General features: G+C 64.2%; 25 protein-coding genes. 15 read left to right on the top strand and 10 right to left on the bottom strand.

All coding sequences use genetic code 11. The features are described 5' to 3' along the window. Positions 1-2 precede the first annotated feature (2 nt). The gene (locus BN60_RS10720) at positions 3-1331 is read right to left on the bottom strand and encodes an NAD(P)/FAD-dependent oxidoreductase (RefSeq protein WP_020696042.1); all 1329 of its coding nucleotides are present in this window, start codon (positions 1329-1331) and stop codon (positions 3-5) included. A 101-nt stretch (positions 1332-1432) separates the two neighbouring features. On the opposite strand from BN60_RS10720, the gene BN60_RS10715 reads away from it, so the two are divergent. From BN60_RS10715 to BN60_RS10705, 3 genes are all read left to right on the top strand, one after another. Beyond that, the gene (locus tag BN60_RS10715) at positions 1433-2644 is read left to right on the top strand and encodes an acyl-CoA dehydrogenase family protein (RefSeq protein WP_020696041.1); all 1212 of its coding nucleotides are present in this window, start codon (positions 1433-1435) and stop codon (positions 2642-2644) included. Positions 2645-2750: 106 nt separating this feature from the next. Continuing rightward, on the top strand, positions 2751-3965 hold the full coding sequence (locus BN60_RS10710; RefSeq protein WP_020696040.1) for an acyl-CoA dehydrogenase family protein: 1215 nt from the start codon (positions 2751-2753) through the stop codon (positions 3963-3965). 2 nt (positions 3966-3967) lie between these two features. Continuing rightward, positions 3968-4990: an aldo/keto reductase gene (locus BN60_RS10705; RefSeq protein ID WP_020696039.1), complete on the top strand. Its 1023-nt coding sequence runs from the start codon at positions 3968-3970 to the stop codon at positions 4988-4990. A 5-nt stretch (positions 4991-4995) separates the two neighbouring features. Here BN60_RS10705 and BN60_RS10700 read toward each other — a convergent pair whose 3' ends face one another. Genes BN60_RS10700 through BN60_RS10660 form a run of 9 tightly spaced genes read right to left on the bottom strand, consistent with a single transcriptional unit; the run spans position 4996 to position 14212 of the window. Beyond that, the gene (locus BN60_RS10700) at positions 4996-6294 is read right to left on the bottom strand and encodes a hypothetical protein (RefSeq protein WP_043283825.1); all 1299 of its coding nucleotides are present in this window, start codon (positions 6292-6294) and stop codon (positions 4996-4998) included. 8 nt (positions 6295-6302) lie between these two features. Next, complete coding sequence (locus BN60_RS10695; RefSeq protein ID WP_020696037.1) at positions 6303-7181, bottom strand: TauD/TfdA dioxygenase family protein; 879 nt, start codon at positions 7179-7181, stop codon at positions 6303-6305. Next, a complete protein-coding gene (locus BN60_RS10690) occupies positions 7178-8323 on the bottom strand; it encodes a glutathionylspermidine synthase family protein (protein ID WP_020696036.1) in 1146 nt (381 codons plus the stop codon). Before BN60_RS10690 ends, BN60_RS10695 begins: the two co-directional genes overlap by 4 nt. A 2-nt stretch (positions 8324-8325) precedes the next feature. Beyond that, complete coding sequence (locus BN60_RS10685; protein ID WP_177324799.1) at positions 8326-8643, bottom strand: hypothetical protein; 318 nt, start codon at positions 8641-8643, stop codon at positions 8326-8328. Positions 8644-8687: 44 nt separating this feature from the next. Continuing rightward, complete coding sequence (locus BN60_RS10680) at positions 8688-9098, bottom strand: DUF350 domain-containing protein (RefSeq protein ID WP_020696034.1); 411 nt, start codon at positions 9096-9098, stop codon at positions 8688-8690. Positions 9099-9115: 17 nt separating this feature from the next. Then, complete coding sequence (locus BN60_RS10675; RefSeq protein WP_020696033.1) at positions 9116-9868, bottom strand: SDR family oxidoreductase; 753 nt, start codon at positions 9866-9868, stop codon at positions 9116-9118. Between the two features lie 10 nt (positions 9869-9878). After that, entirely contained in the window at positions 9879-10691 is an 813-nt protein-coding gene (locus tag BN60_RS10670) for an enoyl-CoA hydratase/isomerase family protein (RefSeq protein WP_020696032.1), read from the bottom strand. A 49-nt stretch (positions 10692-10740) separates the two neighbouring features. After that, positions 10741-12273, bottom strand: coding sequence for an anthranilate synthase component I (gene trpE, locus BN60_RS10665; protein WP_020696031.1), 1533 nt, complete (start codon positions 12271-12273; stop codon positions 10741-10743). Positions 12274-12283: 10 nt separating this feature from the next. Further along, positions 12284-14212 carry a peptidylprolyl isomerase gene (locus BN60_RS10660; RefSeq protein WP_020696030.1) on the bottom strand — a complete coding sequence of 643 codons (1929 nt, stop codon included), beginning with the start codon at positions 14210-14212 and terminating at the stop codon, positions 12284-12286. A gap of 151 nt (positions 14213-14363) precedes the next feature. Here BN60_RS10660 and tpiA point away from each other — a divergent pair, with 151 nt between their 5' ends. From tpiA to BN60_RS10600, 12 genes are all read left to right on the top strand, one after another. Next, positions 14364-15119 (top strand): triose-phosphate isomerase, encoded by a 756-nt coding sequence (gene tpiA, locus BN60_RS10655; RefSeq protein WP_020696029.1) that lies wholly within the window; start codon positions 14364-14366, stop codon positions 15117-15119. 51 nt (positions 15120-15170) lie between these two features. Continuing rightward, entirely contained in the window at positions 15171-15560 is a 390-nt protein-coding gene (gene secG / locus BN60_RS10650) for a preprotein translocase subunit SecG (RefSeq protein WP_020696028.1), read from the top strand. 99 nt (positions 15561-15659) lie between these two features. After that, positions 15660-17291, top strand: a complete 1632-nt coding sequence (locus BN60_RS10645; protein WP_020696027.1) for a CTP synthase — start codon at positions 15660-15662, stop codon at positions 17289-17291. A gap of 75 nt (positions 17292-17366) precedes the next feature. Continuing rightward, complete coding sequence (locus tag BN60_RS10640; RefSeq protein WP_020696026.1) at positions 17367-18116, top strand: hypothetical protein; 750 nt, start codon at positions 17367-17369, stop codon at positions 18114-18116. Between the two features lies 1 nt (position 18117). After that, a complete protein-coding gene (locus tag BN60_RS10635) occupies positions 18118-19020 on the top strand; it encodes a peptidoglycan-binding domain-containing protein (RefSeq protein WP_020696025.1) in 903 nt (300 codons plus the stop codon). 261 nt (positions 19021-19281) lie between these two features. Next, positions 19282-20562, top strand: a complete 1281-nt coding sequence (gene eno / locus BN60_RS10630; protein WP_020696024.1) for a phosphopyruvate hydratase — start codon at positions 19282-19284, stop codon at positions 20560-20562. Positions 20563-20652: 90 nt separating this feature from the next. Then, entirely contained in the window at positions 20653-21480 is an 828-nt protein-coding gene (locus BN60_RS10625; RefSeq protein ID WP_043283824.1) for a helix-turn-helix transcriptional regulator, read from the top strand. A gap of 49 nt (positions 21481-21529) precedes the next feature. Continuing rightward, entirely contained in the window at positions 21530-22255 is a 726-nt protein-coding gene (locus tag BN60_RS10620) for an alanyl-tRNA editing protein (RefSeq protein ID WP_020696022.1), read from the top strand. Between the two features lie 63 nt (positions 22256-22318). Next, positions 22319-22618, top strand: coding sequence for an FtsB family cell division protein (locus tag BN60_RS10615; protein WP_020696021.1), 300 nt, complete (start codon positions 22319-22321; stop codon positions 22616-22618). Positions 22619-22800: 182 nt separating this feature from the next. Then, on the top strand, positions 22801-23853 hold the full coding sequence (pdhA, locus tag BN60_RS10610; protein ID WP_020696020.1) for a pyruvate dehydrogenase (acetyl-transferring) E1 component subunit alpha: 1053 nt from the start codon (positions 22801-22803) through the stop codon (positions 23851-23853). Positions 23854-23857: 4 nt separating this feature from the next. Further along, positions 23858-25240 (top strand): pyruvate dehydrogenase complex E1 component subunit beta, encoded by a 1383-nt coding sequence (locus tag BN60_RS10605; RefSeq protein ID WP_020696019.1) that lies wholly within the window; start codon positions 23858-23860, stop codon positions 25238-25240. Between the two features lie 17 nt (positions 25241-25257). Then, positions 25258-25931: biotin/lipoyl-containing protein (locus BN60_RS10600; RefSeq protein WP_020696018.1), on the top strand; the 674-nt coding region annotated here is incomplete at its 3' end.

Genomic DNA, 25931 nt, shown 5'->3' with positions numbered 1-25931 from the left:
GGCTACATCATCCCCGGCGCGCCGAGATCGGTACCGTCGATCATACGGCTGTAGCGAAAGGGATACGGATCGACGATCGGCGGATCGCCGGCGACGATGTCGGCCGCCAGGCGGCCAGCGCCGGGGCCGATGCCGAAGCCATGGCCCGTGTAGCCGGTCGAGAGGTAGAGGCCGGGCATCGGGTCGACCGCCGAGATCACCGGAATACCGTCGGGTGTCGAGTCGATCAGGCCGCCCCAGGATCGCGCAACCTGCAGGCCTTTTAGAACGGGGTAGTGCTCGGCAAGCTTCGTCAGCCCCTGGTTCACCAGCTTGGGATCGGCTGCCGGATCGAGGGTGCGCTGGCGCTCGAACGGCGAGACCTTGTCGAAGGACCAACGGGCGAAGGCCTCCGGCCCGTCGAAGAACGAGCGACCGATACCGAAGGTCAGCCCTTTGTGGCGCTTCCTGAGCGTGGGCAGGAACTGCCGGGCATAAAGCAGGCCCTGAGGTGAAAGGTCGACGGTGCCGCGGCCGCCGAGGCCCACAGTGTAGCCGCCATCGAGCCGCCGGCGGATCGTGACGTCGGGCATCGAGAGGCCACCATCTGTGACCTCAGGCGCGGCCATGGTTGCAAAGGAAGTGGAGCGGACGCCGGCTTGGGGGAGGCGCAGGCCGTGGCGTCGCAGGAAGAGGGAACTCCACGCACCGCCGGCGCATAACACGGCGGTCGCGCGGATGATGCCGCGCTCGGTAATGACGCCTGCAACTTTTCCTGCCGCGATATCGAGACCTCGGACCGCACAGTTCTGGTGGATGGTGGCGCCGAGCTTGCGCGCGGCTTCGGCGAGGGCAGGGCCGGCGAGGGACGGTTCGGCGCGGCCGTCGCCCGGCGAGTGCACGCCACCGATCCAGTCGCCGGTGCTGCCGGGCGTCATCGCCTTGGCTTCGGCAGGGCTCAGCACGTGGCTGTGCATCTGGTAGTCGCGTGCCCGCAGCGTCCACTCCTCCCATTGTGCGAAATCGTCGGGGCGAGTGGTGACGTAGAGCAAGCCGGTGGGGCGAAAGCCGGTCTCTGCGCCCAGCTCTCGGTTCAAATCCCTCCATATCTCCAGGCTCTTCATCGCCAACGGCAGTTCGCGCAGATCGCGATGCTGCTGGCGGCACCAGCCCCAATTCCGGCTGCTCTGCTCGCCACCGACATTGCCCTTATCTAGCAGGGCAACCGAGTGGCCCTTCTTTGCGAGCCAGTAAGCGGCACTGCAGCCGGCGATACCGGCGCCAATCACGACGACATCGACCGACGCCGGGAGCTTTTCATCGCTGACGACGGGCTGGACAGGCGGCGACATGCACATTTCCTGAAAGCGAAACGCGGGAGAGCACACTGTAGCCTACGCTTTACGGGCTGGAACCCGGCGCGGTACCCTCCGGCCCCTAAAAGGAGCCCCCAATGGACCTGACATTCGGCAAGGAAGAACTGGCCTTCCAACAGGAAGTGCGCGACTGGCTGAAGGAGAATTTGACGCCCGAAATCATGGGCGAGACCAAGGTCGGCCGTAACGCCTACATGCCGAAGGAACGGCTGATCGACTGGCAGAAGCGCCTGGCCAAGAAAGGCTGGCTCTGCACCGGCTGGCCTAAGGAGTTCGGGGGGCCGGGCTTCACGACGACCCAGAAGTATATTTTCGAGATGGAGATGGCCAAGGCTGGTGCGCCGGGCACCTCGCCGTTCGGCCCCAAGATGTGCGCGCCGGTGATCATGAAATACGGCTCGGCCGAGCAGAAGGCGCGCCACCTGCCGCCGATGCTGAACTCCGACCTGATCTGGTGTCAGGGCTATTCGGAGCCGGGCTCGGGCTCAGACCTGGCCAGCTTGCGGACCAAGGCGGTGCGCGAGGGCGACTTCTACATCGTTAACGGCCAGAAGACCTGGACGACGCTCGCGCAGACCGCAGACTGGATCTTCTGCCTGGTGCGCACCTCCAACGAAGGCAAGCCGCAGGAGGGCATCTCTTTTCTGCTGATCGACATGAAGACGCCGGGCATCTCGGTCGAGCCGATCATCACGGCCGACGGCAACCGTGCCGGCACGCAGGAAGTGAACTCGGTGTTCTTCACCGACGTGAAGGTGCCGGTCGAGAACCGCGTCGGCGAAGAGAACAAGGGCTGGACCTATGCCAAGTACCTGCTCGAATTCGAGCGCGGCGGCAATCCCTACAGCCCGCGCCTGCGGTCCGGCTTCGAGCGGCTGAGGCGGCTGGCCCAGTCGATGCCGGAAGGCGAGGACTCGATCCTGGCCGACGCGGCGTGGCGCGAGAAGCTCGCCCGCATGGACATCGAGATTTCCGGCCTGGAGATGTTCGAGCAGGAATTCTACTCCAAGCTCGCCTCGGGCCAGAACCCGGGGCCGCTCTCGTCGATGATCAAACTGCGTGGCACGGAAGTCATGCAGCAGGTCCAGGAGTACGCGGTCGAAGCGGCGGGCTATTACAGCCAGCCATTTCCGGAGCAGCGCGCCTGGAACGCCAATGTCGAGCCGATCGGCCCCGAAGGCGTCGACGTGCTGGCGCCGCGTTACTTCAACGGCCGCAAGATGACCATCTATGGCGGCTCGTCGGAAGTGCAGCGCGGGATCATGTCGAAGGTCATGCTCGGCCTGTAGCCCGTCGTCCCGAGCGCAAGCGAAGGACTTCAGGAGAGTTTCAGGGAAATCAAGGGAGCGAATGCGAGATCCTTCGCGTCGCCCCAGAAGACAGAAAGACTGAGAAATGCGTCTAGCGTTCAGCGATCAGGAATTGGCATTCCAGCAGGAGGTCCGGGACTGGATCACCGCCAACATGCCCCCCGAGGTGGCCGAGGAAAGCCGCCGCAGCCGTACCAGCCACGTCTCGAAGGAGCGGCTGGTCCAGTGGCAGAAGAAGCTCGCGAGCAGGGGCTGGCTTTGCCCGAACTGGCCCAAGGAGTTTGGCGGGCCTGGCTGGAGTTCGACGCAGAAATTTATTTTCGAGATGGAGATGGCTCGGGCCGACTCGCCTTATCTCTCCTCGTTCAGCATCAAGATGGTGGCCCCGGTCCTCATGAAGTTCGGCAGCGAAGCGCAGAAGAAGCGCTTCCTGCCCAAGATCGCCGCTGCCGAGGAGCTGTGGTGCCAGGGCTATTCCGAGCCCGGCTCGGGCTCCGATCTGGCCTCGCTTCGCACCAAGGCCGAGCGACAGGGCGATCACTACATCGTCAACGGTCAGAAGATCTGGACGACGAACGCCCACTATGCGGACTGGATCTTCTGCCTCGTCCGCACCTCCAATGAGGGCAAGCGCCAGGAAGGGATTTCCTTCCTGCTGATCGACATGAAGTCGCCGGGCATCACGCTCGATCCGATCTATCTCGTCGATGGCACGCGCACGCCGATGCGGCACGAGGTGAACCAGGTCTTCTTCACGGACGTGAAGGTGCCGGTCGAGAATCTGGTCGGCGAAGAGAACAAGGGCTGGACCTACGCCAAGTATTTGCTCGAGTTCGAGCGTGGTGGCCAGGCCTTTGGGCCTCGCCTGCGCAAGGCATTCCGTCATCTCCAGACTTTGTCCAAGACGCAGCTCAACGAGGGTGAGCCGCTGTCGGCCAATCCCAACTGGCGAGAGAAGATGGCGGCGCTTGAGATGGAGATCGATGCCATCGAGATGAACGAGCTGATGTTCTATTCGAGCCTCAAGACCGGCGACGCGCCGGGCAACATGGGCTCGGTGGTGAAGATGCGTGGCACCGAGGTCGGCCAGAAGGTGACGGAGCTCGCGGTGGAGGCGGTCGGCTGGTACGGCACGCCCTTCACGGAACTCCGGAACTACGACAGCAACGTCGTGCCGGTTGGCGGCGAGTATGTCGACGACGTCTCGCCGCGCTACTTCAACACGCGCAAGACGACCATCTACGGCGGTTCGTCCGAAGTGCAGCGCAACGTGCTGGCCAAGGCGATGCTCGGCCTCTGACCATGGATTACCGCCGCCTCGGCCGTGCCGGCCTGAAAGTTTCCGAGATCTGTCTCGGTACCATGACTTTCGGCAACGGCGCGGACGAGGCGGAGGCCAAACGCATGGTCGACGCCGCGTTCGATGCCGGCGTCAATTTCTTCGACACCGCCAATGCCTATGTCGCCGGTGTATCGGAGGCGATGCTAGGCAAGGCCCTGAAGGGCCGACGATCCGACGCTGTCGTCGCCTCCAAGGTCTTCAACCCGATGGGCAGCAGGCCGAACGATTCCGGCATGTCACGCCTGCACATCATGCAGGCGGTCGAGGACAGTTTGCGCCGTCTGCAGACCGACTATCTCGACCTCTACTACATTCACCACGTCGACCATCAGACGCCGCTCGACGAGATGCTGCAGGCCTTCGACGATCTCGTGCGCCAGGGCAAGGTGCTCTACACCGGCTGCTCAAACTACGAGGCCTGGAGGCTGATGAAGTCGCTGGCGATCAGCGGCGCGAGGGGCTGGACGCGTTTCGTGGCCTATCAGCCGCAATACAGCCTGGTCGTCCGCGACATCGATGAAGAGATTGTACCGGCTTGCGAGTCCGAAGGGCTAGGGGTGGTCGCCTGGTCGCCGCTGGCAAGCGGGTACCTCGCGGGCAATTACACGCCCGGCAGCCTCAAGGTTCAGGGGACACGCTCGGCCGAAGGCTGGGGATTCCAAAGCCGCTTCTTTGCGCCCAACCACGGCGAAATCCTGCAGGCACTGCTCGATGTTGCCAAGGAAATCGGCAAGTCGCCGGCCCAGGTGGCGCTGCGCTGGGTCATGGAACAACCGTTCATGACCAGCGCCATCGTCGGTGCCCGCAATGCCCGGCAGCTTGGCGAGACACTGGCTGCGGGCGGCTGGCGTCTACCGGCCGAAGCCCTGGCGAAGCTCGATAGCATGTCGAAGCAGCCGCACCGCTATCCTCGAGCCTTCGAAGATCCGATGGTCGAACGTCGCAACGCCGCCATCAAGATGCCAGTCGGCGCCAGGAACTAAGCCCTTCACCAGCCGCTGCGCTCCAGCCGCCCGTCGCGAACGCTGCAGCGGCCGAGCTTCTTCGCCGGGCTCTCGTCGAGCTGGACGATGCTCGGCACGTAAAGCGGCCGGTTGTTGGCGATGCCTGTTGTCGAGACCAGTCGCGTCTGCTTGCCGCCTTCTGCTTGCGAATAGACCAAAGCAACGCCGTTTAGCAACGCATAGTCGTCGGTCCAATCGAGACGCAGGACAGTCACGGGGCGGCCGTCGGCATCGCGCGCCTGCCAGCGCTGTACGGTTGGCAGAGGCCCTGCCTTGCCCACGCCGCGATGAATACGGCCTTCGAGATCGACGCCGATCTGCTGCAGCTGATTCAGCGGCAGGCTGGTGCGGACGTTCTCCTGATTGAGGCCGATCCAAAGCTCGGCATGCGGGAGATTGATCCAGGAGGTCTTGGCCGCAGCGGGCTGCGCGGCGGCGAGGGGATCGAAGACCTGGATCAGCAGGGATTTCAGCCCGATGGCCATCGCCTTGATCTCCGCCGCCTGGTCGGCGGGTGCCGGCTTGCCGTAGACGATGAAGCCGTTGGCGCCAGCGGTGCTCATTGTCGGCACGCAGTTGCCGATAGCCGTGCCGGTCGGGATCTTTGGATTATCGCCCAGCACTGGACCGACGATGTCGTAGGCGCCCACCACGCCGGGAGTAAGTTTCGGCGCGAAGGGTACCGAGTCCTTGGGCCATTCGGCGCAGCCGATGCCGGGGTCGGGGTGGGTCGCCCGATCTTCCGAGATCGAACGGACGACCATCGTCGCATAATCGTAGTCGGTACTCGTTCCGCTCGTTTCCGAGGATGTGTGATAGCTGCACGAGCGCTCGGTGAGCGGTCGCCACGGCGAGAGCGAGTAGATGGTGGTCCCCGACCAGCGCCAGGAAGAGCCGCCCGTCTGCCAATGGGCCAATCGGTTGGGGCTTATCGTGACTTCATCCTCGCCCACGCCTGATGAACCATAGCCGTCGTTGCATAGTTTCAGGATCTGTTTGGGTGGTGAGGTGCCCTCAAGCAGCCAGTATTCAATACCGCCATTCTTGTCGCCATTGCTGCTGCGACAACCATCGTCCTCGTCTTTGGGCTTGTCGGCGAGGCCCAGACTGACTTCCGCGACGGTGAGCGACGCGCCGGCGGGTGACTTTCCGGCATCGTAGGTCTTGTCGATCTTGCAGGTGGTGCGCGTCTGGCAGATCGCGGCGGTTTGAACGGCATCCGGTGCCGCCTCTACAGCGACCGGCAAAGTTATGAGGAGCGAGGAAAGTAAAAGGATACGCATGACGATTATCACCCCGCGAGCACCGGCTCGCCGACGATCTGCGTGCGGTGCATCAGTCGCCGCAGGCTCTCGTCGAAAGCATCGCGCCGATGCATGACGCAGCGATTGTCCCAAAGGACGAGATCGCCGGCACGCCACTTCTGGTACCAGGCAAAGCGCTCCTGCGTGGCATGCACCCAGACGGCGTCGAGCAACGCCTCGCTCTCCTCGACCGACAGGCCGTGGACATAGGCGCCGGGACGGCGGCCAAGGAACAGCGCCTTGCGCTTCGTAACCGGATGCAGACGGACGAGAGGATGCACGGCGCCCGGCGTCCGGCGCACGTCGAGCGTGCTCTGGAAGCCGCGGCGCAGCTCGCCAGCCGAGTTGCGGCTGGAATCATGGATGCAGGTCTTGCCGTCGACTGCGCGCTTCAGCTCGGCCGGCAGGGTCTCGTAGGACTCGTACATGTTGAGAAAGCCGGTGTTGCCACCGTCGGGCGGCACTTCTAGCGCGTAAAGCAGCGAAGCGCGCGGCGGCAGCGGATTGTAGGACATGTCCGTATGCCAGACGAGTTCGTAGCTGCCGAGACTGCCGACCGCCTTGCCGTCTTTCTTGACACTCGAGATCACGGCGACCCAGTCGCGCGCATCGGCGACGACATCGGAGTCGGCGCGATCCAGGCTCGCCGCGGCAACCGGCACGCGGTCGAGTTCGCCGAAGCGGGCGCTGAAGGCCATCAAGATGTGGTCGTCGAGCTTCTGGCCGGAGAAGCGCAGGACGAGGTGTTTAGCCCAGGCCTCGGCGATGCGCTCGAAGGTGGTATCGCTCATAGGGCGCGACAGATCGATGCCGTGGACATCGGCAGCAAGCGCAGCACCTGTGGGCTGGATCCAGAGTTCGCTCATGGGCCACCTGTCGGATTGAAGTAGTGCGGTACGAAACGGCTGTTGTTGTGCGTAATACGGCGCTCGTCCTCGCGCATGCCAATTCCCGCGGCCTTGCCGTCGATTACCCAGGAACCAACCAATGCGTAGTTGCCGTCGAACACCGGCAACGGCTCGTAAGCCTGCCAGACAAAGCCTTCGGTGCCGTAGTTGCCGCCGGCAGTATCGAAGACGCCCGGTCCGACGACCGTAACGTTGTGGCCCTCGCGGCCGAAGATTGGCTTCTTCACGAAAGCTCGGCCGAGATCGGGATGCTCGCTGTCGAACGCCGGCAGAAGGTTGCGATGGTTGGGAAACCCCTCCCAGAGGAGCGGTAGGATCATCTTGTTGCTGAGGATCATCTTCCACGCCGGTTCGAGGAACGCCGTCGTATCGGTGAGCACGTGCGCACCGAACTCCTCGCGCACCATCCACTCCCAGGGATAGAGTTTGCTCAGCACCTGGATCGGCATTTCGTCGGGATCAGTGAAGCGTCGACCGTTCCAGCCGATCTGGGCCACGCTGATCGGCTTGCCGGCAAGACCGGCTTGCAGGGCCGTGTCGCGCAGATACTCAGAGGTCGCGAGATCTTCGGGATGGTCCTCGAAACGAGCAAAATGGACCAGGGCCTCCGGCGGCAGGCGCGCCAGGATCCCGCGCCACGCCTCGATGAGCTTCTCGTGGATCGAGTTGAACTGATCGGCGCCGGGCTTGGCGTCCTTCAGCCAGTACCATTGCACCACCGCGGCCTCGTAGAGCGCAGTCGGCGTATCGGCATTGTATTCGAGCAGCTTCGGCGGGTTCCGGCCGTCGTAGGCGAGATCGAAGCGGCCGGCGATTGTCGGATCGGACCGACGCCACACGCGCTCGATATAGTCGCCCCACGCCGGTGGGATGCGCATGCGTTCCCACAGTCTATTCGCGACCACATGTTCGACCGCCTTGAGGCAGAGTCCGTGTAGTTCCTCGGTCGAGGCTTCGAGTTCGTCGATCTGGTCTGCGGTGAAGGCATAGCATGCCTGCTCGGTCCAGTAGGCCTTGCTGTCGAGGACGTAGAAGTCGAAGCCGAGCTGCTCGAGCTTCTGCTGCCAGCCTGGCCGCGGTGCAATGATTTCACGCCGCATGTCTAACTCGAACTGGACGAGCCGCTACTCGATCCGGTGCTCCCGAAACCGCCGCGCTGGCTTTGGCTGGGGGCCGGCGTCGCCTTGGGGGCGTCGGGCGTGGTAGCGCCCGGCGAAGTCGCAGTGCCACCGGGACGTGTCGTGGTCGCCGTGCTGCCCGGCGTCTGCGGTCCGGAGATGGCTGGCCCGCGGAAGAACGGGTTCGGCAGGAACCAGAGGTAGGGCAGTGCACCGAGGCCGGCGCCGACGCCCGGCGCACAGGAATAGAGGAGTGCCGCGCCGGCGACACCCATCAGCACGAGCTTTACGCCTCGTGACATTCGGGAGTTGGGGGGCGGGGTATTGGGCGACGGCATGGGTGACCTCAGCTCGTGAGGCAGGCGGCGTTGATCAGGCCGAAGCAGGCGGCAAAGCCGCCGGCTGTGATGCCTGCCGAAGCCTGGTTAGCCTCGATCGCCGTCTTGAGCTGGGGGAGCATCAGGCGCATGCCGATATGCACGATCACCTGCACGACGAGCGCGACCAGTGCCCACAGCACGACATCGGTCAAACTGATGGACTGGGCGATGGTGTTGGCCAGCGGCAGGCAGAAACCCAGCAAGGCGCCGACCAGTGCCGTTGCGGCGGCCGAGTTGCCTGCCCGAATCAGTGTGAATTCCCGCCAGGGGGTGATCAGCGTGTAAATGAGCAGGAACAGCCCGATCAGGCCAAAGCCCACGACGACGTAGCGCACGAAGTTGGGGAAGGCCGCGACCAGCCACTCGAATTCAGGCATATCCGACTCTTCGATGGTCAGCCGTGCATGGTCAAGCCGCCCGACACGCTGATCGTCTGCCCGGTGATGAAAGCGGCATCGTCGCTGGCCAGGAAGCACACCGCGCCAGGAATATCCTCGGGCTGGCCGACGCGTTTCATGGGGATGGCGCCGACCAGAGCGGCGCGCACCTTTTGGCCACGCTCGTCGTCGCCGGCGACGGCTGCCAGCAGGGGCGTGTCCGTTGGGCCGGGGCATACGGCGTTGAGCGTAATGCCCTTGCGCGCCACTTCGCGCGCCACGGTCTTGGTGAAGGCGATGATGCCGCCCTTGCAGGCTGAATAGACTGCCTCCTGCGAGGAGCCGACACGGCCGGCATCCGAGGCGATGTTGACGATGCGGCCGCTGCCGCGCGCCACCATGCCCTTCAACACGAAGTGGCTCACGTTGAGGGGCCCGCGCAGATTGATGGCGATGAGCTGATCCCATAGATCGGGCGTCGTATCGACGAAGTTGGCGAACCGATCCCATCCGGCGTTGTTCACGAGGATGTCGGTGGGGCCCACCTCGCGCTCGAACTGCAGGATGGCGCTGCCCACGGCATCGTAGTCGGAGATGTCGACGCCGGAGGCAAAGCCCCCGATCTCGGCGGCGACCTTGTTCGCTCCGTCGAGATTACGGTCGAACACGCCGACCTTCGCCCCGTAGGAAGCGAAGCGACGGCAGATGGCGCTGCCGATCGCGCCGCCGCCACCTGTGACGATGACGCTCTTTCCGCTCAGTCCGCGCATGGGCTGCTCCTCAGAGGGGCGAGTAGGGATCGAACTTGGGCTTGCGCTTCTCGAGATGCGAGGCGAGCCCTTCCTTCACCTCGGGGCCCAGGAAACCCAGCATCTCGAGTCCGAGCGAGGTATCGAAGGTCGGGCCCATCATGCGCAGCCAGTTGTTTAGCGCGTACTTGGTGAAGCGGATGGAAGTCTGTGCGCCCTCGGCAAGCTTGGTCGCGACTTCGAGGCCCTTGGCTTCGAGCTGATCGTCTTCGACGCAAAGCGAGACGAGCCCGATACGCTCGGCTTCTTCACCGTCGACCGCCTCGCACAGCAGCAGATAGTATTTCGCCTTGGCCATGCCGCAGAGCAGTGGCCAGACGATACAGGCATGGTCGCCGGCGGCGACGCCCAGCCGTGTGTGCCCGTCGATGATCTTGGCCTTCTTCGACGCGATCGACACGTCGGCGAGGATACCGGCGACAAGACCTGCGCCGACAGCGGGGCCGCGCATCGTGCTGACGATAGGCTTGGAGCAGTTGATGACGTTGTAGACGATGTCGCGCGCCTCCTTCCATGTGCGGAGCAGCGCGTTGTAATCGGTGATGTTCTTTTCGATGATGTCGAAGTCGCCGCCGGCCGAGAACACCTTGCCGCCCGCGCCCTGGATGATGACGCAGTTGACCGTGTCGTCGCCGTCGATGTCGCGCCACACATCGACCAGCTCGCGGTGCATGACCGCGTCCGTGGCGTTGTATTTATCCGGCCGGTTCATCGTGACGCGCAGCACCTTGGGATGCGGGCGGTCGAACAGCAGGCGCTGGTATCTCTTCTGCCAATCGGACATGGGGGTCTCCTCCGTTACGGAGGAGCCTAGCCCGTCTCGACGGCTCGTCTCAACGACGCGTGTTGCCCGCGCTCCACTGACCGGCACTGGCGAAGCGCACGGCTTCTTCCGCGGCGCGAACCAGAGCTTTGGCCTTGAGCACGCTCTCCTGATACTCGGCCTCGAGATCGGAATCGGCCACCACACCGACGCCGGCCTGTACGTACAGGGTGTTGTCCTTCACCAGGCCGGTGCGCAGCATGATGCAGGTATCCATCGAGCCGTTGGCCGCGAAATAGCCGGCACAGCCGGCATAGATGCCGCGGCGCACCGGCTCGACCTCGTCGATGATCTCCATGGCGCGGACCTTGGGCGCCCCCGAGAGTGTGCCGGCGGGGAAGCCTGCCTTCAGGGCGTCGATCGCGTCCAGCCCGTCTTCCAGCGTGCCTTCGACGTGGCTCGAGATGTGCTGGAGATGGCTGTATTTTTCGATGGTGAACTGCTCGACCACACGCACCGAACCGATCTTGGCGACACGGCCGACATCGTTGCGCGCCAGGTCGAGCAGCATCAGATGCTCGGCGTGCTCCTTGGGGTCGGCCAGCAGCTTGTCGGCCAGCTGTTTGTCTTCCTCCGGCGTCGCTCCGCGCCGGATGGTGCCGGCCAGCGGACGAATGGTGACGGTGTCGTCTCGCAACCGCACGAGAATCTCGGGGCTGGAACCCACGATCGTGAAGTCGCCATAGTCGAAGAAGATCAGGAACGGCGACGGATTGATGCGGCGGAGTGCCCGGTAGAGCGACAGAGGTGGCAGGGCGAACGGCACCGAGAAGCGTTGCGACGGGACGATCTGGAAGGCGTCACCGGCGCGGATGTACTCCTTGCAGGTCTCGACCATTTTCTTGAAATCGTCCTTCGACATATTCGCCTGCGGCTCGGGCAGGGCGTCGAGGTCCTCGGCGCTTTCGCGACGGAAGGGAAGCGTGCGCTCGAAATCGGCGACAGCGTCGCCCAGCCGTTCCTGCGCTGCCTCGTAGGCCGCCCGCGCGGAGACGCCCGCCTGAGGCCAGGCCGGCGTGACCAGGGTCACGTTGTCTTCGAGGCGGTCGAAGATGCAGATCATGGTCGGCCGAACCATGATCGCGTCGGGCAGGCCGATCGGATCCGGATTGGTATCGGGCAGCCGCTCCATGTCGCGGACCATGTCATAGCCCAGGAAGCCGAACAGGCCCGATGCCATGGGCGGCAGGCCGGGCGGCAGCTCCATCTGACACTCGCGGATCAGCACGCGAAGGGTTTCGAGCGGCCGGCCGTCGAGTTTTTCGAAGGCGTGGGCGTCGGTGCGGGCGTGGCGGTTGATTTCCGCCTGACCCTTGATGCAGCGCCACACGACATCGGGCTTCATGCCGATGATCGAGTAGCGTCCGCGCACCGATCCACCTTCGACCGATTCCAGCAGGAAGGAGTTGGCGCGGCCGTCTGCCAGCTTCAGGTAGGCCGAGACGGGTGTTTCGAGATCGGCGACGAGCTTGGTCGAAACGACCTGCGGCTTGCCAGCTGCGTAGACGGCCTCAAAGGCGCCGAAGTCGGGCGAAATCGACATGGGAAGAGGCCTATTGCTGCTGCTGGAAGAGCGTTGCGAAGGTGGCCTGATCGACCGTCACGCCGTACTTGGCACGCAGCGCCGTCACGAGCTGCAGGATGAGATCGTTGGCGATCATTGTGTCGAGCTGCTTGCCGTAGCGCTCCAGAGCTTCCTTCTCCTTGGCGAGGTCAGGGGCATCGATCTGCTTCAGGCGAACCAGCACGCTGCCCTCGGCGGCCCGCACCGACTGCGTCTTGTCCAGGGCCAGCTTGAAGAGTTCCTGTACGGCGGCCTGGTTGAGGTAGTTGCCGGTATCGTTCTCGAAGCGCGTCACCGGCTTGGCGATGCGGGACTCCAGCCCCAGCTCCTTGGCGAGCGTGGGGAAGTCGGTTCCGGCGTTGGCCTTCTCGACGGCGGCCTTGACCTTCTCGTCGGCGAGCTTGCGCCGCTCGTCGGCCTGCCAGGCGTCGACGACCTTGGCCTCGACCTCGTTCAGAGTGGGCGTGCGCGCCGGGGTGATCCGGTCGGTATGTACGACGAAGTATTCGCCGCGCGGCGTCTCGAGAAGCTCGCTCTCCGCGCTTTCGCGGGTGGCGAAAGCCGCCTGCACCAGCTCCGCCGCTGCCGGGCCGATGACGATCTGCTTGCCGGCAGCATCCTGGCCGCTCGAGCTGACACTCTCGTAGGTGCGGATCTTGAGGCCGAGATCCTCGGCGGCTGCCTTCATCGATTGGGTCTTGCTCAGCACGCGTTCGAAATCGGTGACGAGCTTGATGAGGAGATCGGGGGCCTGCTGGGCCTTCAGCTCCTTCTCGAGCTTGTCCTTCACTTCTTCGAACGGCACAGACTTGCCGGGTTCGATCTTGTTGATGCGGATGACGTGCCAGCCGAGCGGTGACTGCAGCGGCGCCGCAGCGATACCGTCGGGCAGACCGAAGATGCCGTCGGCCAAGGCGCCGGGCGGCAAATCCTTCTTCGTTACGGGGCCGAGCTTGATCACGCCGTCGGCATTGCCGGTGACTTCCTTGGCCGCGTCCTCAAGCGACTTGCCGGCCTTCACGGCGGCGATGATGGCTTTGGCCTTGTCTTCGCTGTCGGTCATCGCCTGATCGACGTCGCGCTTCTCCGGCGTGCCGAACTCGGCAGCGCGCGCTTCGTACTCCTGCTTCACGGCGTCGGCCGTAACGGCGACCTGGCTCTGGACGTCGTCGACGGTGAGCATGACGTAGGAGAAAGCGCGGAACTCGGGGATCTGGAATTTGCCCTTGTTGGCCTCGAAGTAGGTGTTGAGCTGCTCGGGCGTCGGCTTGGGCACGTCGACCACGATCGCGTCGGGAACATAGATCGTCTCGGCGACCCGCTTCTCGCTGTCGAGCCGGAAGATGTCGTCGCGCAGTGTATTGGGCGCGAGACCCTTGGGCTGGACGATGCCGAAAAGCTGGGCGGCCGCGATCTCGCGGCGCATGTCGTTCTCGAATTGCGGGATGCTGATCCGCGCCTGCTGCAGGCGGTTCCTGTAGAGCAGGGGATCGAACGAGCCGCCGGCACCCTGGAAGGCAGGGTTGCGGGCGATGGCGGCGGCGACCTGCGCCTCGCTGGCGGTCAGGCCGAATTCGCGGATGGCGTAGTCGAGCACCGTTCTCTGGATAACGTCCTCGAGGGCGCTGACATGCAGGCCCATGCCCATGGCTTCTTCCGTGGTGGGGCGACGCTTGTACTGGCGCTCGAACGCCTCGAGCTGCCGATTGTATTGCTCGCGGACCTCGGCGCCGGATACGGAGGCACCGCCTACCCAGCCGTAGACCGGCAGGTGATAGCCGCCGACATGCGCCACCTCGGCGCTGCGGCCACCGCTGCGGATCATGTCGCCGATCCCCCAGAAGGCAAAGGCGATGATCAGCATGCTCGAAAGCAGGAACAGAACGACGAAGCGGGCGAATTTGGTGAACTTGTTCACGGCTCGGCTGGGGGTGTGAAAGGGGGTCCGCGCGGGGCGCCATGCCTACCACTGGCCCCCCTGACAGGCAACCGAGCGGCCTTTACCGCAAACTCCGTCGCCGCTAGACACGCCGACGAACGAGTTCACGGGCGAATTAACGGGGAACATCATGGCGCGTACAAGGCGGCCGCTGATCGCGGGCAACTGGAAGATGAACGGTCTCACCAGCGATGCCTTGGCGCTTGCGAAGGATGTCGCGGCCGGCGTGAGCCAAGCCGGCTGGACGGACCGCGAACTACTCGTCTGCCCGCCGGCGACGCTGGTGATGGCCGTAGCCGGAGCAGTCAAGGGTAGCGGCCTGATGGTCGGCGGCCAAAATTGCCACGCCAAGGCGAGCGGTGCCCATACCGGCGACATCTCGGCCGAAATGTTGAAAGACGCCGGCGCCAGCCACGTGATCGTGGGTCACTCCGAGCGCCGCAGCGACTGCGGCGAGACCGATGCCATCGTGCGTGCCAAGGCCGAAGCGGCGTGGCGCGCCGGTCTGACGCCGATTGTCTGCATCGGCGAGACCCTGGCCGAGCGCGAGGGCGGCAAGACCCTCGCTGTCCTCGAAACCCAGCTGAAAGGTAGCGTACCTGCAGGTTCGGCCGCGGCGAAGCTCGTCGTTGCCTACGAGCCGGTCTGGGCCATTGGCACCGGCAAGACGCCTACCATTGCCGAAGTGGCCGCAGCCCACGCGCATATTCGCAAGGTGCTGGGCGGCCTGATGAGCGACGCCGAGGGCGTTCGCTTGCTCTACGGCGGCTCGGTCAAGGGCAGCAATGCTGCCGAGCTTCTGACGGCGGGTGACGTCGACGGAGCCCTGGTCGGCGGAGCCAGCCTGAATGCTGCGGAATTTTTGGCTATCGCCAAGGCCGTCTAAAGGGGCTAGAAGCGCCCGCTTGCGGAGATATCCTTCTAGCGCTGGACAAAAATGGACGCCGTAAGACACTTTCTTCACGAATGGCGGCTCGTGCTGCTCGTCATCCATGTCGGCGTGACGGCCGCGATGATCGTCGTGATCCTGCTTCAGCGCAGCGAAGGCGGTGGCCTTGGCATGGGCCGCACGGACGCGCTGTTTTCGGTACGCGGTCAGGCCAACGTGCTGTCGCGGGCGACCGCGATCCTCGCCAGCATATTCCTGTTTCTCAGTCTGCTGATGGCGTGGAGCCTGACCGATCCGACGCGCGGCTCGAAATCCATCATGGATCGTGCGCCGGTAGGCGTTCCGGCAGCGCCTGCTGCTCCGGGCGGTACCGCACCTGCAGCGCCGTCGCCAGGGGCTCCGGCCGCGCCGGGGCAACCCGCCGCTCCCACCCGCTAGGAACTTCGATGCAACGCATCCGTTTGCCTCGCCGAAGCACCTCCGGCGAGACGATATCCCCATGGCTGCACCCCACAACGTTTAGTATGCTGTAAGCCCATGACGCGCTTTATTTTCATAACGGGCGGCGTGGTGTCCTCGCTTGGTAAAGGGCTTTCATCGGCGGCGCTGGGCGCCCTGCTGCAAGCTCGTGGGTACCGGGTCCGGCTTCGCAAGCTCGACCCTTATCTCAACGTCGATCCGGGGACGATGAGTCCCTATCAGCACGGCGAGGTCTTCGTGACCGACGACGGGGCGGAAACCGACCTGGACCTCGGCCACTACGAACGCTTCACCGGCGTCGATGCGCGCCAGAGTGACAACATCACCACCGGCCGCATCTACGCGACCGTGATCGCCAAGGAGCGGCGCGGGGAATATCTCGGCGCGACCGTGCAGGTCATCCCGCACGTCACCGACGCCATCAAGGAATTCGTGCTCACCGACACCGACAAGGAGGATTTCGTCCTGGTCGAGGTGGGGGGCACGGTGGGCGATATCGAGAGCACGCCTTTCCTAGAGGCCATCCGCCAGATCGCCAACGAACTCGGCCGTGAGCGCACGATGTTCGTGCATCTCACGCTGCTGCCCTGGGTGCCGACGGCGGGCGAACTCAAGACCAAGCCCACCCAGCATTCCGTCAAGGAGCTGTTGAGCGTCGGTATCCAGCCCGACCTGTTGGTCTGCCGCAGCGGCGACAAGGAAATCCCGGCCAACGAGCGCCGCAAGATCGCACTGTTCTGCAATGTAAGGCCGGAACGGGTCATCGAGGCGCGCGACGTCGACACGATCTACAACGTGCCCATCGCCTATCATGAGCAGGGCTTCGATGCCGAGGTCTGCCGTTACTTCGGCCTCCCGGCGGATGCCGAACCGAATCTCGACCGCTGGCGCGGCGTGGTGCGGTCCGTCCGCGAACCCGAGGGCAAGGTAACGATAGCCGTGGTCGGGAAGTACACGGTGCTGCTCGACGCCTACAAGTCGCTCTCCGAGGCGCTGACCCATGGCGGCTTCGCCAACAACGTGAAGGTTGGCCTTGAGTGGATGGATTCGGAGATATTCGAGCGTGACGATGCGGTCGCCCGCCTCGAGCACGTCCACGGCATTCTGGTGCCCGGTGGCTTCGGCGAGCGCGGCACGGAAGGCAAGATCCACGCGGTGAAGTTCGCCCGCGAGCACGATGTCCCGTTCTTCGGAATCTGTTTCGGCATGCAGATGGCCGTGATCGAAGCAGCCCGCAATCTGCTCGGCATCGAGGACGCCTCATCGAGCGAGTTCGGCCCCTGCAAGAATCCCGTTGTCGGGCTGATGACGGAATGGACTAGGGGCAATCAGGTCGAGAAGCGCGAGGCCGATGGCGATCTCGGCGGGACCATGCGGCTCGGCGCCTATCCAGCTCACCTGCGGCCCGGCACCAGAGTACATGAAATTTACGGACAGGACGTGATCAGCGAGCGGCACCGCCATCGCTATGAGGTCAACGTCAACTACAAGGACCGGCTGGAGCAAGTGGGGCTGCGCTTCTCGGGCATGTCGCCCGACGGCATCCTGCCCGAGATCGTCGAGATCCCGGACCATCCCTGGTTCATCGGCGTCCAGTACCATCCAGAACTAAAGTCGAGGCCGTTCGCGCCGCATCCGCTGTTTACTTCGTTCATCGGCGCAGCCAAGACGCAGAGCCGCCTGTTCTAGTCGGCGAGCGAAAGCAGGGCGACAGTGGTCGCCGGGTCGTATTTCGGTCATGTTTCTCGGCAGAATCGAGCTGTCATGATCCGCACAATTGTTTTTGCCCTGATTGGCATCGTCTGCCTCGGCGCAAGCGCCGGGGCACAGTCGTATGGCAAGGCGGAGCGGCGCGATCCGCTCTTCCTGCGCTTTCCCGAGATGGCCGATCGCTATTGGGAACGCTCCGAAACCAGCAACGCCAGCACCAAGGTCGTTGCGATCCCGATGCCGAAGCAATGCGCCTTCCTCTATGCCGACGCCTACACGCGCGGTCAGATGAGCCCGCGCGAGGTACAGGAGACGGCGCTTTCCAGCTGCAACCGGCGGCTCGCCGAACTTGGGCCGCTCGGGGAGAACTACACGATCGACTGTCGTTGCCAGGTCGTGCTCAGCAACGAGAGCTATGCCGTGCCCCGGCAAATGCTGCCGGACGATGCCTACGGGCCGGTGTCGATCTTCTATCGCGATGATCGCGGGAACATGGCCCGCCTGAGCGGTGTCGCTCGTTACGGCGCTCTAATTGGACGTGACCGCTCGGTTACCTTCACCGTCGAGAATCCCAGGGGCGAGCAGGTCTGCAACGGCACCATGACCAACGAAGGGCCGGGGAACGGGCAATTCTCCCTGTCCTGCTTCGGCGGCAAGTTCGGCGGCCGGGGATCCTATGAAAGCAAGACCGGAGCCCCCAACGACCACATCATTGCCCGTGGGCAGACCGCGCGCGGGCAGCCTGTCGTGATGGTGATTGGCTTGCCGGCGCAGCTTGCGACCAACACCTATGGCGCCATCTGAAATGCGTACGCCAGCGCTGCTGTTGACCTTGGCACTCCTGGGCCCGGGAGCGGCCCTGGCGCAGAGCGCCGGCGAAGTAGAGCGCTGCTTCCAGAATCCGGCCGCCTGTGCCTCAGGCGGGGGCGGCGCGGCACCGGCGCCTGTCCACACGCCGGCTCCTCCCGTCGCGACGCGCCAAGCGCCTGCGCCCGACTATGCAACCGTGCTCAACGGTTCGGAGGCGGATCGAAAGAAGATCCAGGAATCGCTTCGTACCCTCGACAAGTATAACGGGCCGATCGACGGCAATCTGCAGTCGGAGGCGACCGTCAAGGCTATCGCGGATTGGCAGAAGGGCCGCGGAACGGCTGCCGTCGGCAAGCTGACGCCCCCCGAAGCTGCACAGTTGAATGCCGAGGCCGCGCGCGCGCCGATCCGGCGGATCGAACCGCCAGCTCAAGCTGCGGCGAGCACGCCGACGACACAGCCGTCCAATGCCGATCAACTCAAAGCGCTGCAGGCGAGGCTGGCAGAGCGCCGCAAGGCCGCCGAGCCCAAGGCGAATGCCGCCGCGCAGGCGCTGATCGCCGACCTCAAGGCCTATGTTGCAGCCGACGGAAAGGGCGTGGCGGGCGATCAGTTCGCGGCCTTCGCCAAATGGTATGCCGACAACAAGGCAGCGGGCCGGAGCTTCGGAGCGATCTCACCCGTGATCGACGACTACGGCGATGCCAAGGCCGGCGCCGCCACTACGGCCGAGATCAAGTTTGAAACCACGCAGGGCGCGAATACGTACAACCAGTGCCTGATGTTCGCCTGGATCGAAGGCAGCCCACGCAAGAATGCCCAGACCTTCTCCTGTGACGACATCGCCGCAGTCGAGAAGTGGAAGGTCGATCAGACCCTGAAGAGCGCCTGGCGTTAGCTGGCGTCTATCGTCTGGCCGGCGACCCCGGAGCTACTATTCGTTCACTACTGGAAACACGCCGAGCGGGCTGAAACTGCCCTGCGCCGCCGGTTTATCGGCCAACCATGCACCAAGGCGTCGGCCTTGGCTTTGCGCAGCGCCTGGGGCGTGCATCTACGCGCCTTTTTGACGTAGGCCCTCGCAGTACGCGCCATACCGTCACTTGCTCACAGCCCATCGCGCGGCTAGAGAAATCGCGCCCCAAACTGGAGTTTCTTCATGAGCGCCATAGCTGAAGTCCGCGGTCGCGAAATCCTCGACAGCCGTGGCAATCCGACGGTCGAAGTGGAAGTCGAACTCGACAGCGGCGCGATCGGCCGTGCGGCGGTGCCGTCCGGTGCCTCGACCGGCGCGCATGAAGCCGTCGAGCTTCGCGATGGCGACAAGAAGCGCTATGGCGGCAAGGGCGTGCTCAAGGCAGTCGCCGCCGTAAACGGCGAGATCATGGATCTGCTCTCCGGGCTCGATGCGCTGGAGCAGATCAAGATCGACCGGGCGCTGATCGAACTCGACGGCACGCCGAACAAAGGCCGCCTCGGCGCCAATGCGATCCTCGGTGCATCGCTGGCGGTCGCCAAGGCGGCGGCAATGGACAGCGGCCTGCCGCTCTACCGCTATGTCGGCGGCAGCCAGGCTTCGGTTCTGCCGGTTCCGCTGATGAACATCATCAACGGTGGTGCACACGCGGATAACCCGATCGACATCCAGGAATTCATGATCATGCCGGTGAAGGCCGAGCGCTTCGCCGACGCCCTGCGCATGGGCGCCGAAGTCTTCCACGCACTGCGTAGCCAGCTCAAGGACGCAGGCCACAACACCAACGTGGGCGACGAGGGCGGCTTCGCACCGAACCTCGCCACGGCCGACGAGGCGCTGAGCTTCGTCATGAAGGCGATCGAGAAGGCCGGTTACAAGCCCGGCGAGGATATCGTCCTGGCCCTCGACCCGGCGTCGACCGAGTTCTTCAAGAAGGGCAAGTACGAGATGGAAGGCGAGGGCAAGTCGTTCGATGCCGCCGGCATGGTCGACTACTACGCCGATCTCGTGAAGCGCTACCCGATCGTGTCGATCGAAGACGGCATGGCCGAAGACGACATGAAGGGCTGGAAGGCGATCACCGACAAGCTCGGCAAGAAGGTCCAGCTCGTGGGCGACGACCTCTTTGTCACCAACCCGAAGCGCCTGGCTCAGGGCATCAAGGACGGGCTCGCCAACGCGATCCTGGTCAAGGTGAACCAGATCGGCACCCTGACCGAGACCATGGAAGCCGTCTCGATGGCGCGGAATGCAAGCTACGGCGCGGTGATGTCCCATCGCTCGGGCGAGACCGAGGACGCCACGATCGCTGACCTCGCCGTTGCGACCAACTGCGGCCAGATCAAGACCGGCTCGCTGTCCCGCTCGGATCGCCTGGCCAAGTACAACCAGCTCCTGCGCATCGAAGAGCAGCTCGGCACGCAGGCGCGCTACGCCGGCACGTCGATCCTGCGGGGCCACTGAGGTCTCCCGGCGTTCGGCACCTCTAAGAGAAGTGCCGGACGCAACCTCGCAAGGTATTGGCTGAAACTGCCGAGCTCGATATCCTTTCGCGTGGCTCGGATCGACCCCAGGAACTCGACCCAGTACTGGTGGGACCGGCACCTTGCCGGCCTCTCCTTGCTGCACGCCGACTTCACCACGCACGAATACCCACCGCACACGCATGATGCCTTGGTCGTCGCCGTAACCGAGCAGGGCGGTTCGATCGTCAAGAGCCGCGGTGAAGTGACGGAGGCGCATGCCTCGACTCTATTCGTCTTCAACCCGGCCGAGCCTCATGCTGGCTGGATGGGCTGGAGCGAGCGTTGGCGATACCGTTCGCTCTATCTTACGCGTGCGGCGCTCGATCAGGTGGCACACGAGCTTGGTATCGAGGCTGTGCCGTACTTCACGCGCAACATGTTCGGCGATCCCGATTTGATCGATGGTTTCCTGGCCATGCACCGGGCCATCGAACAGGGGCGTGATGTCTTCCGCGAACGCGAGCTTCTGGTCGGCACGTTCGGCCGGCTGTTTCTGCGCCATGGCAGTGGCAGCGGCCGGATCGAACCGGGGCCACGGGACCAAGCGCTGCTCGACAGGGTTACGGAACGTATGCGCGCCGACTATGCGAGCGATCTTCGACTGGAAGAGTTGGCAGCCGAGGTCGGCCTGACGACGTTCCAGCTCATTGGGCTGTTTCGGCGTACGGTCGGCCTCACCCCGCATGCCTACCTGACCCAGGTCCGGCTCGGCATGGCCTGCCGGCGCCTGCGGCATTCCAAGGCCATTGCCGATGTGGCAACGGATGTCGGCTTCTACGACCAGAGTGCGCTCAGCCGGCACTTCAAGCGCTGCTACGGCATTACGCCCCTTCAGTTCGCCCGGGCGGCCGCCTGACGTCAATTTTCACCAATACCGTTGTACCGCTGTCGTGTAGTCCGCGGCGATGCACCTCTTTTGCCACGAACACCCCGATACCCTCGTCGTCGAGACCGCCGTTACCGATGCACGGCCAGGCAAGGTCGCGCTGGCGCAGTCGCCTTTCTACCCCGGCGGCGGCGGGCAGCTTGCCGACCGCGGTACTGTCCGCTGGAGTGGTGGTGAGGCCAAGGTAACTGGCTTCGAGCTCTCCGCCGGCAAGGTCTGGCTATTGCTCGACACGCAGGCTGAGATCTCGGGCGCCATTGAAGCGGCCGTCGACGCAGGCTTCCGCCGCATGATGCGCCAGCTTCACACCGGCACACATGTGTTGAACGCGCTGGTCTTCCAGCAGTTTGATGGCGCGCTGGTGACGGGCGTGCAGATGGCCGAAGACGGCACGGCGCGCATGGATTTCGACTTGCAGGGAGCTGACAACGAACGCCTGCGCGCACTCGAAGGCCCGATGAACGATCTCATTCGCCAGGACATCGCCGTATCGACCGCCTATGTGCCAATGCACGAAGCTCATGCCGAGCACGGCCTGATCCGCAGCCGTTCGGTGGCGCCGCCACCGACGCCGGATGGCAAGATCCGCATCGTCGAGATTGCCGGCCTCGACCGTCAGGCTTGTGGCGGCACGCATCTCGCCTCGACGGGGGAATCGCCAACGGTCCGCATTCTCAAGATCGACAACAAGGGTCGCCACAATCGCAGGATCCGCATCGCTCTGTCTGAGGCCAGCACCCCTTGAGGGAACGAAATTCCTTGACTTCCTGACACCATATATTGCCATATGGGGTCAGGAACGCCGCATATGTTGTTGAGACCGCGTCAGATTCTGGCTCCCGTTATCTTCGCCACGGTATTCGGCTATTTCGGATATCATTTGGTGAATGGCGATCGCGGTCTGCTGGCCATGGCCCATCTGCAGCGCGAAGTTCTCATTGCCGAACAGAATCTCGCGGAAGCGGAGACGACGAGGAAGATCTGGGAGCGTCGCGTGTCGGCACTGCGCAACCAGAGCCTCGATCCCGACATGCTCGACGAGCGCGCACGCGTGCTGCTCAACTTCGCGCGCAAGGACGACCTGATCGTCTTCACGCCGACGCGTTGATGACGCAGCGATCAGCGTTCGCTGCGCGGCCCTCCGAAAGAAACTGTCCAGGCGACTCCGCTGTTGGCAAACATTCGCTCAATTGCTGCGGCGCACTCAGCGCGTCTCTGTTTTTTCCTGCTAGATCAACTACATCGCCATAAGCGATGCTATAAACCGGATGGGCTCACGAGGGGGGTATTATGGCGAAGCCGGCCACGAAGCCGAAAGTCGAATCGCTTCCGGAGAAAGGGAAGCCGCCCTCCAAGTCATCGGGGCCGGGCGACAACAGCGCGACGGCCGACGAACTCAAGTCATACTACAGAGAGATGCTGCTGATCCGCCGCTTCGAAGAGCGGGCCGGTCAGCTTTACGGCATGGGTCTCATTGGTGGCTTCTGCCATCTCTATATCGGCCAGGAAGCCGTCGTCACCGGCATTCAGGCCAACGTCCACGAGGGCGATGCCGTCATCACCTCCTACCGCGACCATGGACACATGCTGGCCTGTGGCATGGATCCCAAGGGCGTCATGGCCGAGCTGACGGGGCGTAGCGGCGGCTATTCCAAGGGCAAGGGCGGCTCCATGCACATGTTCAGCCGCGAGAAGAACTTCTACGGCGGCCACGGCATCGTCGGCGCCCAGGTGCCGATCGGCACGGGCCTGGCCTTCGCCCACAAGTACAACGGCAACAAGAACGTCTCCCTGACCTATTTCGGCGATGGCAGCGCCAACCAGGGGCAGGTCTACGAGGCGATGAACATGGCCGCGCTCTGGAAGCTGCCGGTCGTCTACATCATCGAGAACAACCGCTACGGCATGGGCACTTCAGTCGAGCGCGCCTCGGCGATCACCGAGCTCTATCGCCATGGCGAGGCGTTCGGCATTCCGGGGGAGCAGGTCGACGGCATGGACGTCCTGGCGGTGCGGGCGGCGGGCGAGCGAGCCATGGAGTACGCGCGTAGCGGGAAGGGGCCTTACATCCTCGAGATGCAGACCTATCGCTATCGCGGCCATTCGATGAGCGACCCCGCCAAATACCGGACAAAGGAAGAGGTCGACAAGTATCGCAACGAGCGCGATCCGATCGAGCATGTCCGCAAGCGCCTGATCGACGGCAAGATGGCCGACGAAGCCGCGCTCAAGGCGGTCGATACGGAGATCCGAAAGATCGTGAACGACGCAGCCGAATTCGCCCAGCACAGCCCCGAGCCCGATCCGGCCGAGCTGTGGACCGACGTACTGGTTGGAGCCTGATCCCATGTCCATTCAGGTTCTGATGCCTGCCCTGTCGCCGACCATGACCGAGGGCAAGCTTGCGAAGTGGCACGTCAAAGTGGGCGATGCCGTGAAGTCCGGTCAGGTGATCTGCGAGATCGAGACCGACAAGGCGACAATGGAAGTCGAGGCGGTCGACGAAGGAACGGTTGCCAAGATCCTGGTCGAGGAGGGCGCCGAGGGCGTCGCGGTCAATACGCCGATCTGCCTGCTTGCAGCCGATGGCGAGAATGTTGCCGATGCAGCTCAGGCAGCACCGGCGGCAGCGCCTGCCACTGCTGCCAAGGCCGAAGCACCGGCGCCTGCATCAGCAACCGCAAGTGCGACGGCGCCGGCTGCTCCTGCTGTCGCCGCACCGGCCGCCGAGCCGGAGTGGAAGGGCAAGACCGCGCATGTGACTGTGCGCGAAGCGCTGCGCGACGCGATGGCCGAGGAGATGCGCAGCGACAAGTCCGTCTTCCTGATGGGCGAAGAGGTTGCGCAGTATCAGGGCGCCTACAAGGTGAGCCAGGGCTTGCTGGAGGAGTTCGGCGAAAAGCGCGTGATCGACACGCCGATCACCGAGCATGGTTTCGCGGGCCTCGGTGTCGGCGCTGCATTCGGTGGATTGAAGCCCATCGTCGAGTTCATGACCTTCAACTTCGCCATGCAGGCGATGGACCAGATCATCAACTCGGCAGCCAAGACGCATTACATGTCGGGTGGCCAGATGACCTGCCCGATCGTGTTCCGCGGCCCCAATGGTGCCGCTTCGCGCGTCGCCGCGCAGCATTCGCAATGCTATGCGAGCTGGTACGCCCATGTGCCGGGCCTGAAGGTCCTGGCGCCATGGAACGCGGCGGACGCCAAAGGGCTGCTTAAGGCCGCCATACGCGATCCCAATCCGGTGATCTTCCTGGAGAACGAGCTGCTCTACGGACAGTCGTTCGACGTGCCGGAGGATCCCGACTTCGTCCTGCCGATCGGCAAGGCCAAGATCGAACGCCCGGGCAATGACGTCACGATAACGGCCTTCTCGATCATGGTCGGCAAGGCGCTGCAGGCGGCCGACGAACTGGCCAAGCACGGCATCGAGGCCGAGGTGATCAACCTCCGCAGCCTGCGCCCGTTCGACACCGAGACCATCGTCAATTCGGTGAAGAAGACCAACCGCCTGGTGTCGGTCGAGGAAGGCTGGGCGTTTGCCGGCATCGGCTCGGAGCTGGCGGCGCTGATGATGGAGCATGCCTTCGACTGGCTCGACGCGCCGGTGAAGCGCGTGACCGGCCTCGACGTGCCGCTGCCTTATGCGGCTAACCTCGAGAGAATGGCGTTGCCCCAATCCGACAATATCGTCGAGGCCGCCCGCGCGGTCTGCAATCGCTGACGCCGGGGAGAGCAGGCATGTCCATCAACATCCTGATGCCAGCCCTGTCGCCGACCATGACCGAAGGCAAGCTCGCCAAGTGGCATGTGAAGGTGGGCGATGAGGTCAAGTCCGGTCAAGTGATCTGCGAGATCGAGACCGACAAGGCGACCATGGAAGTCGAGGCGGTCGACGAAGGCAAGGTCGGCCAGATCGTCATCGCCGAAGGCACTGAAGGCGTGAAGGTGAATGCCGTCATCGCCATCCTGCTGGAGGAAGGCGAAACGGAAGTCGCTAAGGGTGCGGCGCCCGCGGCGGCACCTGCTGCTGCGCCGGCTCCGGCAGCCCAGGCTCCGGCCACCAAACTCGCTGCTCCCGCCCCAGCAGCAGCTTCTGCTGCCGCGCCAGCATCGGCTGCAGCTCCTGCTGCATCTAGCGGTGGTGCCCGCATCTTCGCCTCGCCGCTGGCCAAGCGCATCGCCGCGGAGAAGGGCCTCAATCTCGCGGGCATCAAGGGCTCCGGCCCGAACGGCCGCATCGTCAAGGCCGACGTCGAGAACGCCAAGCCGGGGGCTGCTCCAGCGGTTGCACCCGCGCCTCGGCCAACTTCAGCGCCGACGCCATCCGCCGGTCAGCCGGTCTTCGTGGCGCCCGGCGACAGTCGCGTGCCGCACACGTCGGTGCGCAAAGTCATCGCGCGCCGCATGCTCGA

Source organism: Reyranella massiliensis 521 (genome assembly GCF_000312425.1).
GTDB classification, from domain to species: domain Bacteria; phylum Pseudomonadota; class Alphaproteobacteria; order Reyranellales; family Reyranellaceae; genus Reyranella; species Reyranella massiliensis.
The sequence above is the reverse complement of the archived record's forward strand: the minus strand, read 5'-3'. Positions and strand labels throughout refer to the sequence as shown.